The organism is Cyclobacterium xiamenense, assembly GCF_042140265.1.
Lineage (GTDB): Bacteria > Bacteroidota > Bacteroidia > Cytophagales > Cyclobacteriaceae > Cyclobacterium > Cyclobacterium xiamenense_A.
Map to the genome: position 1 here is coordinate 2870444 of NZ_CP159481.1, position 16368 is coordinate 2886811.

Here is a 16368-nt window from a genome sequence, read left to right on the forward strand (position 1 = left end):
CTTGGGTGGTTCTGCCTGTAATTTCTAAACGATTTTCTAAAGAAAGATAATCGCGACAAGTAGCCTATCTGTCTTATTTCTTAATCAATCCACTCCTTTCACGTATGAATAGTTTGTCAAAAATATCTTTCTTTCTTTGCCTTTATACACTGGTTGGATGTAGTTCCAATCGAGTTGAGGTTTTTATAGAAGCGGACCAAATAGCCCTGTTGAAGAACGGGAAGTCGTATCGTTTTCAACCGAAATTTTCCGTTATATTTAGCGAGGAAGACCCGAAAATGGCAATGCGGCCAGCTGGCATCGAGGGAGTACCTTACAATATTATTACCTGGATGGCCTACCAGGAAAAGAACGCCGACCTTGGCAAGGTCGAACGGAATGATAGTTCTGTTGGAGATGGCTTTGACGACCGTATTTTGGAAGGAGAGGCAGCAGCCAGGAGTTCCAATCCCTACCATGCGGGTACCGTCACGACCATCCGCGCATCTGCCATGGAAGAGAAAGAAGGGAGTATCCAGCTCATTTTCAATGAGCACGAGTGGTTTCATTTTTCAGCGGAGCTGTCTGATTTAGCGGGGAGAAATCCATCCCTTACCTTTGCGATTAAACCCAAAAAGGACGGTTTTTTCTCAGTTGCTTATACCGGCGCTCCGAATTTTCCACTTTCTCAGGTATCTGAAATCTGGCAACCATTGATTTGGCAGGAAAAGCGGTTTCCTGAAAGTCCCGTCATGACGCTGGCTTTTCGCTGTCCGATCCCTACCGCGCTTGTCAACGACGGCATCCATTCGCTTGGAGTAATGGCTGCATCGGAGGAATACCCATTTGATCCCTTGCCGGTGGCGGAAAACAGCCGGTTTGGGGTGCTGGTCAGGAACGAGGAAGGAAATGCCCAACCTCAACTGCTAGCACCGGTGCCCGGAGGCGAAGGTTCCTCAATGAAAGTGGGCGAGGTATTTCAATTTAAATCCTACCTGATAGTTGAACCCGGAAAAATCCATGAAGCCTACGAAACCATCGCCAGAAAGGATTTCGGATTCAAAAACTACCGGAAAAATGAGGCGCTGTCGCTCAATCGAACCCTCGAAAATATCGTCGACTATTCCAAGTCGGAATATGCCTGGTATATTGACTCGCTGAAAGGTTTTGCCTATTCTACCGATGTGCCGGGTGCAGTGAAAAACGTTTCTAGTTTAAGTCCCTTGGAACTGGCAATCGTAATGGACGATACGGTGATGTTCGAACAAAGAGCTTACCCGACCTTGGAGTATATGTTGTCTAGGGAGAAATTTCTTTTTTCGCTTGACCCCGAACAAAAAATCCAGCATCCATCTAGGAGCATGATGGGGCCCATAGCCCCTGTTTCTGAGCTCACCTCCTTGTACAACATTTTCGGCCCATCCAATGCGTTTTTTTTGGAATTGGCAGAAAGGGAGTTCGCCGGCAGCCGTATTCGAAACCTGGATGTCGCCGAAAAGGGAGATTCCTGGATCAATGCCATGCATTTGTACAAGGCCTCCGGGGATAAAAAATACCTTGACCTGGCCATTTCAGGTGCGGACGAATACATTCGAAAGAGGGTTGAAGTCAAGCAGACTAATTTTGCGGATCCTTATTTTCCAGGATTATTTTTCTGGAATGCGTTTACCTCCAGATGGGTCGATTTGACTGAATTATATGAAATTACACAAAACAAAAAGTACTTAGAGGCAGCCCATGACGGGGCCAGGCGCTATACGATGTTTACCTGGATGTCACCTGCTATTCCGGATACCAGCCTTTTGGTAAATGAGGGCGGCAAAGCGCCGCTGTACTGGTACCTGAAATCCAAAGGCCATGAGCAGATGTATTTTCCGGAAGAAAACGTGGAGGCCTGGAGACTCTCTGAAATCGGGCTTACGCCCGAGTCCTCGGGTACCAGCCAGGGTCACCGGGCGATTTTCATGGCAAATTATGCACCGTGGATGTTGCGGTTAGGGTATTACGCACAAGACCCCTTTCTAATGGAAGTGGCCAAATCGGCCATTATTGGCCGCTACCAAAATTTTCCCGGTTACCACATCAATACCGCGCGTACTACGGCCTATGAGAAACCCGATTACCCGCTACGTGAACACAAAGCTCTTAGCGTAAATTCTTTTCACTACAACCACATCCTTCCCATGGCCAGCATGCTGCTGGATTACCTGGTTACCGATGCCTTTGTCCGGTCAGAAGGTGAGATTGATTTTCCATCGGAATACATCGAAGGCTATGCTTATTTGCAAAATAAGTTTTACGGCAGCAAACCCGGAACGTTTTATGAAGAAGACAGTGTACACCTGTGGATGCCAAACAGTCTATTGACTGTTTCTCATTCGGAATTGAACTACGTATCGGGGTATGATGCATCCGGACTTTTTATGGCTTTTATGAACCAATCCGAACAGGCGGCGACCTCCACTGTACGAATCAATTCAGAATGTGCACTTGGCACCATCGAAGATATAACGGTGCTATCGGATGATGGAAAGGCTGCTACCCTGGGTGCTTCCTCCTTTGAGGTGGAGGTTGCTGGGCAGGGCATTACGGCGATCCGGGTAGAAGGGCTAACACCAATGATGGCTTTTCGGCAACGCTTGTTCACGAAAGGTTCCGATTCCCTGGATAGGTTGAAAGAAATTGATTTTGGAAAGGCCCGTGCCATGGTTATCAATCTGGGAGCTTACGACCGCAGAGGGTATGTTTATCTAGAGGAGGACGATGCACACTATTCCAGCGTGACGTTGTATTACGAGGATGGGGAGGGTACCATCAAAAATCTGACTGATGAACACTATCCCTTTGAATTTACGATTCCTTTGAAGGGAACGGAAGGAGAGATTTCATGTTGGTTCTCCGCCAGCAATACGGAAGGAAGGATCGAAAAAAGTGAAAAATTTAACCTTTGATATACGATCGTTCAAAGCATTTTTTTTAAAAAAGCCCTACTAATTTGCCGTTGTTGGAAGTGAGTTCACCTTGATTCGTCCATTCGTTCGGTACTTTTTTTACCTGATTTTCGGTACCATTTCACCGGTACCGAAAATCAGACGGTATAGCCATTTTCTGATTGAGTTTTTATCACCTTCCAGTATTATCAAATTGTTAAAAATAATATTGATTCGTTATTGAATATTAAAATGAAAACGTTATCGGTAACGATTACGGAATAAAATTCCTTATTTTTATGAATAATACCTTTTTTATTACGGTTTTTATATATAGTATTGATAGATATTCTGTATATGCAGAAAGAGTAACAATGTTTTGCCAAAATAACCGTAACAATGAAAAAAATTTTACCAAGTTTATTTGTATTGGTCCTAATGGTAGTCGCGACCATTTCCCTGGCCCAATCGATCACGGTCAGCGGTACTGTGTTCGACGAAAATGAGACTCCCTTGCCCGGGGTCAGCATTTTGATAAAGAATTCGACTTCAGGTACGGTAACGGATTTGGATGGAAGGTATCAAATCGAAGTGCCGGGGAGTAATTCGGTGTTGGTGTATTCCTTTTTGGGGTATTTTAAGCAAGAGATTACGGTAGGGAACCAACGTTCCATCGACGTTAGTTTGCAACCGGACATGAGTGATCTCAGTGAAGTGGTAGTAGTTGGATACGGAGACCAGCGGAGGATAAATCTAACAGGCTCTGTTGAATCTATCGATGGGGCTGCAATTTCGCGTCAACCGGTATTCCAGGCCTCTCAGGCTTTGGTTGGTATGACACCGGGATTGACCGCTATCCAGTCCAGCAGCCGTCCGGGAGCGGATGGTGCCACTTTACGGGTAAGGGGTATTGGGTCTCTTGGTGCGTCCAATGATCCTTTAGTACTTGTAGATGGGATTCAAGGAGATATAAATAACATTGATCCTTCGGATATCGAGAGTATTTCGGTGTTGAAGGACGCTGCTGCGTCGGCAATTTATGGTTCCAGGGGATCCAACGGAGTCATACTTGTGACCACGAAGCGGGGGAAAGCGGGAGCGATGACGGTTTCCTATAATACCTATGCCGGTTGGCAGGAACCTCAGACCTTGCCCTCTTATCTGGGAGCTATTGATTTCTTGCGGGCGACGAATGTAGACGAAGCCGCCATTGCCAATTACCAGCAAAATAGGGAGTCAAATCCTGATATCTACCCGGATACCGATTGGATGGATTTGCTGTTTTCAGAAAATGGATTCCAGCAATACCATAACCTCACTGTAAATGGTGGAACGGAAAACGTTCAGCTGATGGGATCCATCTCCTATACGGATCAGGGGGCCAATGTAAAGAATTACAATTTCAAGCGATACAATGGCCGATTCAATTCGGATATCAAGATCAACGATAAATTCGACCTCACGTTTGATTTGAATTTTAGTCAGGAGTTGACTACCCAGCCCAATTCGGGTTTGAATCGCGTTTTCCTAGACGCCTTTAGAATTGACCCCACACAAGTGGCCATCCACACCGATGGATCCTGGGGAGATGGTTGGAGTGGTCAAAACCCCATCGCGCACGCCACAGACGGGGGACTCAATCGCAATGAGAATAATTACTTCCGGGGTCTGATGCGGGTAAATTATTCCCCGGTGAAAGATCTTAATATAAGTTTAACGTATTCTCCGGAATACCGAGATCTTTTCGATCGTAACTTTGACAAAATGTATACAACGATTCTGGACTGGGATTCAAAGTCAACGCGTAATGTGCCCGATAGAAATTCACTGAGCAATACCAATACCAGAATATTCGAAGACAACCTCATCGGTCTAATCTCCTACAGCAAAGCCATCACCGATCACCAATTTACGATACTTGGCGGTTACGAAATGATCAAGACCAATTGGACGCAATTTGGTGCTTCGAGAACGGATTTTATCATTGATCGGTTTGAACAGTTGAATGCGGGTGCAGAGACCAACATGAGAAATAGTGGAAGTGCGACGCATTCCAGTTTGGTTTCCTATTTCTCTCGATTTAACTACTCCTACCTGGATAAGTACCTTTTTGAGGCAAACGTACGAAGGGATGCATCCTCAAGATTTGCACCAGAAAACCGCGTATCCATATTCCCGTCATTTTCTGCAGGCTGGCGTTTGACTGAAGAAGCATTTTTCAGCCCCTTGGATTTCTTTTCAGAGTTCAAGTTTAGAGCTTCCTGGGGAAGGCTGGGGAACCAGCAAATTGGTAGTGATTTCCCGTATACCTCCAACATTCTTCTGGGGGCATCGAATTTTATTTTCGGTGACAACGTCGCAACAGGTGCTGCACAAAATGTATTGGCCAACCGCGGAATTCGATGGGAGTCAGCGGAAACAGCAAATATCGGATTGGATGCGGGCCTGATCAATAACCAGTTGACCTTTACGGTTGAATACTATGTCCGGACGACTAACGATATTTTATTGGCATTACCTGTACCCAGAGTAGTAGGCTTGAGTGCCCCCCTTCAAAACGTAGGATCTGTCGAAAATAGAGGGATTGATTTCAATATCAATTGGAGGGATGCAATTGGGAAATTTAATTACAGTGCGAACTTCAACTTTTCCGACGTGAAAAATGAGGTGACTAATCTGGGTGGCCTGGGACAGATAATCAGTGGAAACTCGATTACCACCACAGGAAGCCCTATTGGTTCGATATTCGGGTACCAATCCATGGGGTATTTTCAGAATCAGGAAGAAATCGACAATGCTCCCAATCAATTTGGAGCCCTTATTCCAGGCAACATCAGATACGTGGATCAACCTACCTTGGATACGAATGGGGACGGAATAAATGATTCCCCGGACGAGGTCATTAACCCCGATGACCGGGTAATCATCGGGGATCCTTTTCCCAGGTACAGTTATGCGTTAAACCTGACGGCGGATTACAAAGGTTTTGATTTTGCGGTGATGTTTCAAGGAGTAGGAAAAAGGGATTTGTTATTGCAAGGTGATGCGATCATGCCCTTGTGGAATGCAGGGAAGGTGCAAGAATGGCATGTCGAAGAATCCTGGACTCCTGAGAGGCCAAATGCCAGGATTCCGGTACTTGCGCCTACAAGCTCTGGTAGCAATGATGCGAGAGCTTCCGATGTGTGGGTATTTGATGCATCCTACCTTGCCATTCGAAATGTAAGTTTGGGGTATAACTTCCCCACCTTCAAGGATAGATTAAAAGCAAGGAGTTTACGGGTGTACACCTCGATCCAAAATCTGGCCAATTTTAACAGGCTTCCTAAAGGAACCAACCCACTAACTCCAAACGGTAGTTCCGGGGCATTTTTCCCAATTGCCAGAGCTTATACTTTCGGAGCCAGTCTAACCTTTTAACCAGAAAACACCATGAAAAAATTCACCTATTTTATAGCAGCATTGTTTATGATTTCAGCATGTGATTCCGACTTGTTGGATTTGGAATCGCTGACAGAACCGACTGATGCCACCTTCTTTTCCAACGAGGAGGAACTTGATCTTGCCCTCACCGGTGTTTATAATTCGTTGATTTGGTTGGGGGGGTATAACCTTCCTGTTCAGGTTAACATGGACAATGGAGCCACCGATATTGGACTGGTTAGAGGAGGGTTTAGTAGTTTTGACGAATTAGGCGCTGGCTCCCATAGTGCCAATAGCGGAGGGTTTCTCAACGTTTACACGCACATGTATAGAGGTATTGGTAGGGCCAATAACCTGATCAACAATTTGGATAGGGCAGCCGATGTAGTCCCCGCCGAAAGGTTGAATCAGATCAAGTACGAAGCAATGGTCCTGCGTGCCTATTATTATCATTATCTGGTGTTTTTATTCGGAGATGTTCCTTATACCGAGGATCTAATCGCAAATCCATTGGATGCACTTTTACCAAGGGTAGACAAAGACGAGATCATAGATAGCTTATTAGCTGACCTTCAGGAAGCTGCCCAGAATTTACCGGCCACAGCAGGAGAAAAAAATCGAGTTTTCAGAGATGTTGCACTAACCTTGCACTCGAGGATTGCGCTTTATGCGGGGAGGTTTAGCGAGGCCGCAACATCCTCAAAAGCGGTAATTGATGGAGGCAATATCACCCTACATCCGGATTACGAAGAGTTGTTTACTCCCCAAGGAGAAGGGTCGGCTGAAGCTATTTTGGTAATGCCATTTATGGATGGTTTTGGCACTGTTCCGAATTTCGCAGTGGCTCAAGGCTCGCGTAATTTCGGCGGATACAGTGTCGTTGTGCCTACCCAATCCATGATAGACAGTTACGAAGCAACCGACGGCTTGCCCATCGACGAGTCCAGCGTATACGATCCAACCAGGCCTTTTGACAATAGGGACCCTAGACTAAAAGCGTCCATCATTACACCGCAAAGTGAATGGGGAGGAATCATTTTTGAAAGCCATCCGGATAGTTTGGAGGTACGAAATGTAGATGGAACTATCAGAGGTCGTAACAATGATTCCAGGAAAGTAATCTGGCCGGCTGCTTTTTGCGGTTATCTTTGGAAGAAATATACCAACGTAGAATCGCAACTTCAAAATCGGTTTTGGAGTGAGACAGATTTCACGATAATGAGGTATGCAGAGGCATTGTTAAATTATGCAGAGGCGAAGATTGAATTGAATGAAATTGACGCTTCTGTTCATGAGGCCTTGAATAGGGTTAGGGCCAGGGCTTACGGCGTACCTGCAGGCGACACGGGAAGTTATCCCGCGGTTACTTCGATGGACCAGGCGTTTCTTCGTACCCTAATCAAAAGGGAAAGAAAAGTGGAATTTGCGAATGAGGGTTTTCGTCTGTTCGATATCCGAAGATGGAATATCGCGGAGAAGGTGGTGCCTGTAACGTTGTACGGGAGAATCCTGGATCAGGAAAATGCCCAATTCGTTCCGTCAATCGATGAAGATGGATTTGTTTCCTATGCGGGAATCGAGTCCCAATACGATCGCAATACAGATGCGCGCTTTCCAAATGCCATCCGGGTATTTACCAATCCAAGAGATTACCTCTTACCAATACCCCAAGCAGAAATCGATACCTATAGGGCAAATGGAGCTACCATTACCCAAAACCCGGGAGGATATTAAAGCCGATTAATTCAACTGCACTGCTTACAACGTATCATGACATTAATGGTCGCTTTACCGAGGCTGGTGATGTCATGATACGTATTTACCAAACTTGCCTACTACTAATAGGGCAAGAAAAGCATACATCCACTTACGTGAACAATGAATAAAAGGAGTTGGCAAAAACAGAAGATGGTGGTACTGAGATGCACGGTATTTATTCTACTTGCATGCGTACCTGTAATATCCTGTGAAAGAGCGAATGAGATTCAATCCCCGCCAAACGTTATCGTCATTCTTGCCGATGACATGGGATATGCTGATTTGGGCGTAACGGGTTCTGAAATTTCCACGCCCAACTTGGATATGTTGGCCAACAATGGAATTTTATTTACCAATTGCTATAATACACCGCGTTGCAACCCCTCAAGGGCAAGCTTGCTGACTGGCCTATATGCCCACAATGCAGGAATCGGTCACATGGATGAGAATTTTGGCGTCTCATCTTATCAGGGCTTCATTCACCGAAATACCACTACACTAGCCGAGGCTTTTCGTACAAAAGACTACCGAACGATTATGACCGGAAAATGGCACGTTGGAAATGACCGGGAACATTGGCCGGACAAACGAGGCTTTGATCGATTTTATGGTATTCCTGCGGGTGGTGGACTGTATTTTTATCCGTCTGATTTTTTGGACAGACCGATTTATAGAAATCAGGAACAAGTTTTCCCAGACTCTTCCACGTTTTATTCAACTAATAATTTCACCACAGAAGCCGTCTCCTTTATTAAAGAGGCAGTGGAAGAGGAAAAGCCATTTTTTGCCTATATAGCCTATATAGCTCCCCACTTTCCTCTGCAGGCATTGCCCGAAGACATCGAAAAGTATGCCGGGGTCTATGAACAGGGATACGAGTCAGTTGGAACGAAACGGTTTGAAAAGCAAAAGAAGCTGGGAATACTTCCCTCCGACGATGAAATAAGCTTGCATGATTTTCCATCTTGGGAGGAGGTGGAAAATAAAACAGAGGAAGTTAAAAAAATGCAGGTGTACGCTGCACAGATCGATAGGTTGGACCAAAATATCGGAATGTTGATCGCTGAGCTGAAAGACTTAGGTATATATGAAAATACAATAATTCTTTTCCTTTCTGACAACGGTGCCACCAGGGAGGAGGTGAATCGATCTCCCGGAGCTGAAATCGGGACACCAAAGTCCTTCGTTTCGTACGGGCGGCACTGGGCAAATGTAAGTAACACGCCCTACAGATCGTATAAAAAGCAAACGTATGAAGGCGGAATAAGGACGCCGTTGATATTTTCTTGGCCGAATAATCCCAATGCCAAAGAGAAAATAATTCGTGAACCCATTCATATCATAGATATAATGCCTTCCTTATTAGAAATAGCTGACATTTCCTTGCCAAACCAGAAGTTTGACGGATTGAGTTTTATGGGCATAATAAATGGGATTGTTGAAACCATTCATACAGACCTATTTTGGGAACATGAAGGAAATAAGGCAGTTTGGAACAACGGATATAAGCTTGTACAAATCCATGGAGAAGATTGGGAGCTTTATGACTTAAAATCTGATCCTTATGAATCTAGTGAGCTGAACGATTCACAACCGGTGAAAGACAGCCTCACGCATAAGTGGAATCAATGGGCTTCCAATTCAGGAGTTGAAGCATGGCCGGTCAGAACTACACGTCAGTGATTGATCGACGTAAAATACGTAAAGGAATCGTTTCATAACCGTTATATCAAATGCTTAATTCGATTACGAGTTTATTAATATTGATACTTGTGATCCCGGTAGATGGATCGGTTTTCTATGGAGACCCCCATTCAGGAGTTGAAAGGGATGTTATTTTGATTGAAAACCAAGCGTATGCCGTATCCCGAAGTAAAAACGGCGCGAAAGGCGGAGTCTGGAGTGTTCAAAGAAAAGATGATGCGGCGATTGGTGCAGAGATTTCCAGCGCCTTTACCGTATTCCATTCAAGCGAAGACCCCAACTATGGTTTTGGTACGCGAGCAACCGGTGGGTCACCCGTTGCCAACTGGAGAAAGGGAGAAATGAATGTTTGGAAAAGCGCACAAACCATCGAATTATCGCCGACGGGTTTTGAGGTGGATGGAAACGCCATTCGAATCACCTATGCTGAAAATGAGCTTTTCAGCTTTTCGGCGTCCCTTTCATTACCCGATGGAGCAGGCGTACCGCTTATTTCCTGGGATATAGTCTCAAAAACGAAGGGGTATTTTGCGGTTGCTTATACTGGACTGCAGGAGAGGGACCCCGAAAAGTTGGATTTCCTCTATCAGCCATTGATATGGTCCTGGAAGCGTTTTCCCGAACAGGCTGTACTCACTCCTGAGTCCTATGCGACTACGCCTGCCGTATTTACAACTCAGGACAAGCTTACAGAAGGATTGGCTATTCCTTCTTCCGAAATTCCTTTCCGCTTTGCAACAGCAAGCAACTCAAGGTTTGGCTTGATGCTGCGTACAGAGGGAGGGATGGCCAAACCCATGGTAATGGCGCCAATCCTGGGCGGGCAGGAGTCGTATTTGGAAACAGATGGCAGCCATACATTTTCCATTCAGTATTATTTGGCAGGGGGGACCTGGACGGAAGGCACAGATTATCTGTACCAACACGTCATCGAATACCCGCTGGAACGACAAAATGCCATGGTTTCGCTCAACGAAACCTTTCACAATATGATCGATTTTGCCATGGACGATTTTTATTCGGGTTGGGTGCAGGAATACAAAGGGTACGACTATAAGTTTGATGTGCCATATACGGTAAAAAATGTATCAGCTATCCATCCGCTAAGCGTGGCGTTCACCACGGGCAACCAAGAAATCTACGATCGCAGGGGGTTGCCGATGTTGGAATACCTGATGTCACGGGAAAAATACCTTTATGCCATCAATGCACTTCCTGAAAAGCAGACTCAAAATCCCTCACACTTCCTGAAAGGTCCCGCTATGGAATTGTGGGAAATGGCAAGCATATACCGCCTACTTGGCGAAAAAAACACCGCACTCCCGAAAGAAATTGAACGCTTATTTGGCAAAAGCCGACAGTTAAACCTAGAGACAGAGGTAAGTGGGGCAAGTTGGAAAGACTACCTCGCCAGGTATTTGGTAGACCATGGTCAGGAATACTTGGACTCGGCGATCCTATTGGCGGATGAATATTTGGATTTGACCTTTTATCAATACCCGTCTGACTTTTCTACCAATGCCGGCCTTAGAGATGCCCAAGCCACATTCGTCAATGATTATTCCTCGACGTGGCAGGAGTTGTTGGAATTATATGAACTTACCCAAGACCGGAAGTACCTGGATGCGTCCTATGAAGGCGCTAAACAGCTTTCACTTTGGACCAGGTCAACGCCATTTGCTCCGGACAAATCCATCACCGTAAACGAAGGAGGAAAGGTAGAGGGTATATTTCCCGGTAGAAGATTTAAGGCAGACAGCTATGAGTGGCAGGAATTTGACATGACCACGCAGATTCAGGAGCAGGTTGTTCCAGCGTGGCATACTTCTTTGGTAGGCTTGCTTCCGGAGCAGCCGGGTACCTATGTGTATGGCCCCATTATGCTGTTTCATCAGGCGGGTGCGATGCTTCGGCTGGCGTATTTGAAACAGGATGAAACACTTAAAAAAATTGCCTATAACGGCATTTTGGGTAGGTATAATAATTTCCCAGGCTACTATTTCACCTCGCTGTATACCAATGTCTATCAGCAGACCAATTATCCCCTGCATCCGTATTTGGGGATAAAGTACAACGCCGTTTTTTACAATCACCTTTGGCCACATGTTGCTCTAATTCAGGATTTTCTGGTAAGTGATGCCTATTACCGATCAGGGGGGGGAATAGATTTTCCCGCCTTGTTTTCTCCGGGATATGCCTTTCTTTCCAATAAGGTCTACGGGCATGCGCCGGGAAAGATCTATGACAATGAAAATGTTAGCCTTTGGCTGCCCAAAAACCCTTTTAAAACCAGTGAAAAATCAGTTAACCATTTACTGGGTAGGGATGGAGAAAATACCTATATCGTGTTGATGAACACATCTCCGAATCCGATTAGTGAAACCTTTCACCTCAGGCAGGACGTGTTTAAATGGGATTCCGACCGGGAATATTCCGTTGAGGTTTTGGCAAGGAATGAATTAATTGGCGAGCATACCCTAAAAAATGGAAACTTGCCGGTTAAGCTCGCGGCTGGTGGAATAGCCGTGTTCAAAATAAAAGGATTATGCCAAACGCAGTATTTTCCCGGCAATTTTAATTCGCAGGAGATTTCCGCCTCCCGAAAGCAACAGTATTTTAGAAAAGAATACTCCTCGTCTGCGATAGGAACACTTACCGCAATGAGTTTTAAAAGTATGGAGCATATTACCGATTTCTACGTGTATAGTACCTCCACCGAGGATCACGTTGCTAGCGTACAATTAGACTATAAGATGGGGGATGAGGCCTGGCAACAAGTTACGGATAAAAGCTACCCTTTTGAATTCAGTCTGAGGATGGAAAAAAGCGATTCTCCCCTAACATTCAAATGGAAGGCCATAGACGCTAAGGGAAATTCGCATCAGTCGGAATTTGTTGAAATTTACTAATCAAACCTAAAAGAAAATGAACGTATTATCATCAGCTCAAATCGAGGCATTTAATCAAGAAGGTTACGTGATACTAAGGGGATTTCTATCTTCAGATGAGGTGGGATTTCTCTACAAAGCGTCCACCGAGGATTCACATTTGACAGAGAATACCTATGCGGTATTGGATGCCAACGGGAATGAATCGAGACTGGCATTGTGGAATGATCCCGGAGAGGATGCCTTCGGGATGCTTTCCAGGGACGAGCGGGTTGTTGGAGCAGTGGGCCAATTAATAGGTGGTCCCGTTGCTCATTTTCACTCCAAGGTAATGCAAAAGGTACCGAAAGTTGGTGGCGCTTGGGAGTGGCATCAGGATTACGGATATTGGTATAAGAATGGGTTCTTGTTTCCGGATGAAATGATAAGTGTGATGTTTGCACTTACACCGGCAAACAAGGAGAATGGATGTCTGATGGTATTACCCAAGTCCCACAAAATGGGAAGGATTGAGCATGGAAAGGTAGGAGAACAAGTAGGTGCGGCACTCGATCGGGTAGAGAGGTATGAAGCGCTCACTGACCTTATGTATTGCGAATTGGCTCCGGGCGATGCCTTGATTTTCCACAGCAACCTGCTACATGCTTCTAATCCAAATACATCCGATCACCCGAGGTGGTCTATCATTTCCTGTTACAATACCCTTCAAAACACCCCTTATTTGGAACCTTCATCTTGTTTCAAGGAAGTGGCTACGGTTTCAGCAGGATCTATTTTAAAAGCTTCCAGGGCTGGTTTTGACACGATTTCCTTTAACCAAAAGAAAAGTGATATTTCGCTTAAATAAATGATGGATTTAAGATTGAAGATTTCTGCTTTTGTTTTTTGTATATCCCTGTTTTTTGGGAACGGCTTTCCCTTGCTCGCCCAGGATGAATTTTCATTAAATGGCACTTGGCAGTTTAAAACCGATCCGAATGATCTGGGAGAAACGGAAGCGTGGTTTCTATCTTATGTAGATCGTTCCGGTTGGGAGGAAATGGAGGTGCCGGGAAACTGGGACCTGTACAACGCCTATGCCCATTATGTGGGCAAGGGATGGTATACCAAAACGTTTTCACTGCCGTCTGATTGGGAGGGCAAATCCGTCATCATCAATTTTGAGGGGGTTTACCACGATTGCACCGTTTGGTTGAATGGCAAGAAGCTGGGAGATAACAACTCCGGTTTTCTGCCTTTTGAATTTGAAGTGACAGATCTCTTATATCCCGATCAAGAAAACACCCTTACCGTTCGTGCGGATAATACCTTTAAACGGGGAGCGATCTGGAATTGGGGAGGTATACGGAGACCGGTAACACTCACTGCTTTTGATGGGCTCAGAATTATCCGTCAACACATTACTCCTCGTGTAGATGCAGGTAAAAAAGAAGCGGAAGTGGCGATCAGGATCTTCTTTGAAAATTTGAACGCGGAATCGACGGTGGCCGAAGGGGAAGTATTGCTTAGCGCTGGTAACGGATACAGGCAGGTTTTGCCATTTTCCACATCGATTTCTGCAAACGGAGAAAAAGAAATCGTACTCACTACCCCGATAAAAAAGAAAGATGTTCGCCTGTGGCATTTTGACGATCCTTTTCTGTACGAGTCGGCAATTATACTTAAAACCCAACAGAAACCGGCGGTCAACGATGCATTTGGGCTGCGGAAAGTAGAGCTTGACACGGCCAATTACAGACTCTTGCTCAATGGCGAATCTGTGCGATTAATGGGGCTTAATCTGGTGCCGGATGCACGAACAACCGGAAACACCTTGCCGCTTTGGCAGATCAAAAGGGATGTGGATTTGCTTAAAAGCCTAAATGGCAATTTTGCCAGGTTATCCCATTTGCCTTTGCCGGAGGAAATGCTCAATTACCTGGATCAACGGGGAATCCTTATCATTTCGGAAATTCCACTTTGGGGATTTGACTCCCTAGCAAATCCTGACAATGATGTTCCTTTCAATTGGTTAGACAGGCTGGTGAATTGGCAATACAATCACCCTTCCGTGGTTGGTTGGAGCACAGGCAATGAGTTAGGTCATTATCCGAGTGCGGACGCTTATGTGAAGAAAAGCATTGCTTATGCCCGAACGCTGGATAGTACCCGAATGGTTACAGCGGTTTCTCATATGGCTAATAGCGCGGATGATTATATTCAATATTCGGATATGGGCTTGATCAACAAATACGGTAAAAACTTAGCGCCTGTGACTCGCCTGCAGCATGCAAATCACCCAGGCAAGGTACTCTTTTACAGCGAGTACGGCATCGGTCAGTTTGGGGAAGGATTGGACGCTACCTTTGCGATCAATCCCCTGCTGGACTCAATTAGAAATTTCCCCTACCTGGTAGGTGCTTCCATTTGGACCTATAACGACTATAGAAGCAGTTATGATAATACCCAGCAATTTTCTGAAAACCGACCTTGGGGGGTAGTGGACGTCTATAGGCGGAAAAAACAAGCCTTTTTTGATCTCCAAAAGGAACATGCCCCTGTTCGCGAAATGGTCGTAGACGTCTTGGGCAAAACGGCAAACATTACCGTGTTTCCGAGAACGGTGTTGGATTTGCCCGCTCATCCCGTCAGCGCTTATAAAATCGTCTACCAACTCTTGGATGCTGATGAAAACCCAACAGTAGGTGGTATTGAAAACCTTCCTACCATCCTCCCCGGGGATAACCCGCTGAGTTTTAAAATTGATTGGGAAGCGGAGGGTGCTCACGCATTGAAAGTTTCCTTGTTGACACCACAAATGGATACTGTCTTGGATACAGTAATTTATTTCCGAAAACCTGTCCAAAAAATACAGTTCAACGCCTATGGCGGAAGGACCCTGCACAACATGATAGCCCCAAAAACGGGAGGAATACGTGTTTTTTATAAAAAAATCCCACATGCCACCCACTATAAAGTGAAGTATGGAAAAAATCAGCTGGACCAGGAAACCGTTCCCAGCATAGAGGTGTTTTTGGACATTGATAGTCTTGATGTTGACCAAACATACATGGTACAGGTGGTAGCCATTAATGCCCTTGGGGAATCTCTTTCCGAGCCAATGGCAGTGAACATAAATTCCCGCCAATTCTTACCTCCCGGTGTTCGCCATGTAGAGGCTACCAACGAAGGTTTTTTTGTGGGATACGCTTCTGACGAAATGGATTTTCTATACAGAACCCGGTACCGGGATGAACATGGGGATGAAAAAATCATCCAATCCCGAACTCCGGGACTGATGGCGGTCAGAGGCCTTACAAACGGAAAGCCCTATTCCTTCGAAGTGCAGCGGGTGATGAACAACAATTCAAGCAGCCTTTGGGGAAAGACCTATACAGTCATACCTGATGGAAATCAAAAGCCGGCTCCGCCAACTTTGAAAGGAGCTTTCAGAAACGGTAAAGAGGTGGTAGTGTCCTTTCTTCCTGTAGGCAAGGCCATAGCGTACGAAATCCAATACAGGGAATCGGGGACTAGTGAGGACAATTGGAACGCAGTTTACCTGAACCGAACAGAGGTGTATTTCGGTCACATTAACAGCCTTAAACCTAACCGTAGCTATGAATTCAGGATGGCAACCATCAATGAAAATGGAAAATCCGATTTTACCAAGGTGATAGGTATATGAGATTGATGGTAAAATATTT

7 protein-coding genes are annotated in these 16368 nt (G+C 45.3%); all 7 read left to right on the forward strand.

Features of this window, described 5'->3' with window-relative positions:
• Window positions 1-284 precede the first annotated feature (284 nt).
• The 7 genes from ABWH99_RS11965 to ABWH99_RS11995 all read left to right on the forward strand — a co-directional run bounded on the left by ABWH99_RS11965 (window position 285) and on the right by ABWH99_RS11995 (window position 16349).
• Complete coding sequence (locus tag ABWH99_RS11965; RefSeq protein WP_375586506.1) at window positions 285-2930, forward strand: hypothetical protein; 2646 nt, start codon at window positions 285-287, stop codon at window positions 2928-2930.
• Window positions 2931-3308: 378 nt separating this feature from the next.
• The gene (locus tag ABWH99_RS11970; RefSeq protein WP_375586507.1) at window positions 3309-6329 is read left to right on the forward strand and encodes a SusC/RagA family TonB-linked outer membrane protein; all 3021 of its coding nucleotides are present in this window, start codon (window positions 3309-3311) and stop codon (window positions 6327-6329) included.
• 12 nt (window positions 6330-6341) lie between these two features.
• Complete coding sequence (locus tag ABWH99_RS11975) at window positions 6342-8066, forward strand: RagB/SusD family nutrient uptake outer membrane protein (protein ID WP_375586508.1); 1725 nt, start codon at window positions 6342-6344, stop codon at window positions 8064-8066.
• 144 nt (window positions 8067-8210) lie between these two features.
• Complete coding sequence (locus ABWH99_RS11980) at window positions 8211-9773, forward strand: arylsulfatase (protein WP_375586509.1); 1563 nt, start codon at window positions 8211-8213, stop codon at window positions 9771-9773.
• A 50-nt stretch (window positions 9774-9823) separates the two neighbouring features.
• Complete coding sequence (locus tag ABWH99_RS11985) at window positions 9824-12703, forward strand: hypothetical protein (RefSeq protein WP_375586510.1); 2880 nt, start codon at window positions 9824-9826, stop codon at window positions 12701-12703.
• A 16-nt stretch (window positions 12704-12719) separates the two neighbouring features.
• The gene (locus tag ABWH99_RS11990) at window positions 12720-13529 is read left to right on the forward strand and encodes a phytanoyl-CoA dioxygenase family protein (RefSeq protein ID WP_375586511.1); all 810 of its coding nucleotides are present in this window, start codon (window positions 12720-12722) and stop codon (window positions 13527-13529) included.
• Window positions 13530-16349, forward strand: coding sequence for a glycoside hydrolase family 2 TIM barrel-domain containing protein (locus tag ABWH99_RS11995; RefSeq protein WP_375586512.1), 2820 nt, complete (start codon window positions 13530-13532; stop codon window positions 16347-16349).
• Window positions 16350-16368: the final 19 nt, after the last annotated feature.

Coding starts and splice junctions, on each gene's coding strand:
- ABWH99_RS11995 (WP_375586512.1), top strand. CDS start 13,530: ATGATGGATTTAAGATTGAAGATTTCTGCTTTTGTTTTTTGTATATCC.
- ABWH99_RS11980 (WP_375586509.1), top strand. CDS start 8,211: ATGAATAAAAGGAGTTGGCAAAAACAGAAGATGGTGGTACTGAGATGC.
- ABWH99_RS11965 (WP_375586506.1), top strand. CDS start 285: ATGCGGCCAGCTGGCATCGAGGGAGTACCTTACAATATTATTACCTGG.
- ABWH99_RS11990 (WP_375586511.1), top strand. CDS start 12,720: ATGAACGTATTATCATCAGCTCAAATCGAGGCATTTAATCAAGAAGGT.
- ABWH99_RS11985 (WP_375586510.1), top strand. CDS start 9,824: ATGCTTAATTCGATTACGAGTTTATTAATATTGATACTTGTGATCCCG.
- ABWH99_RS11970 (WP_375586507.1), top strand. CDS start 3,309: ATGAAAAAAATTTTACCAAGTTTATTTGTATTGGTCCTAATGGTAGTC.
- ABWH99_RS11975 (WP_375586508.1), top strand. CDS start 6,342: ATGAAAAAATTCACCTATTTTATAGCAGCATTGTTTATGATTTCAGCA.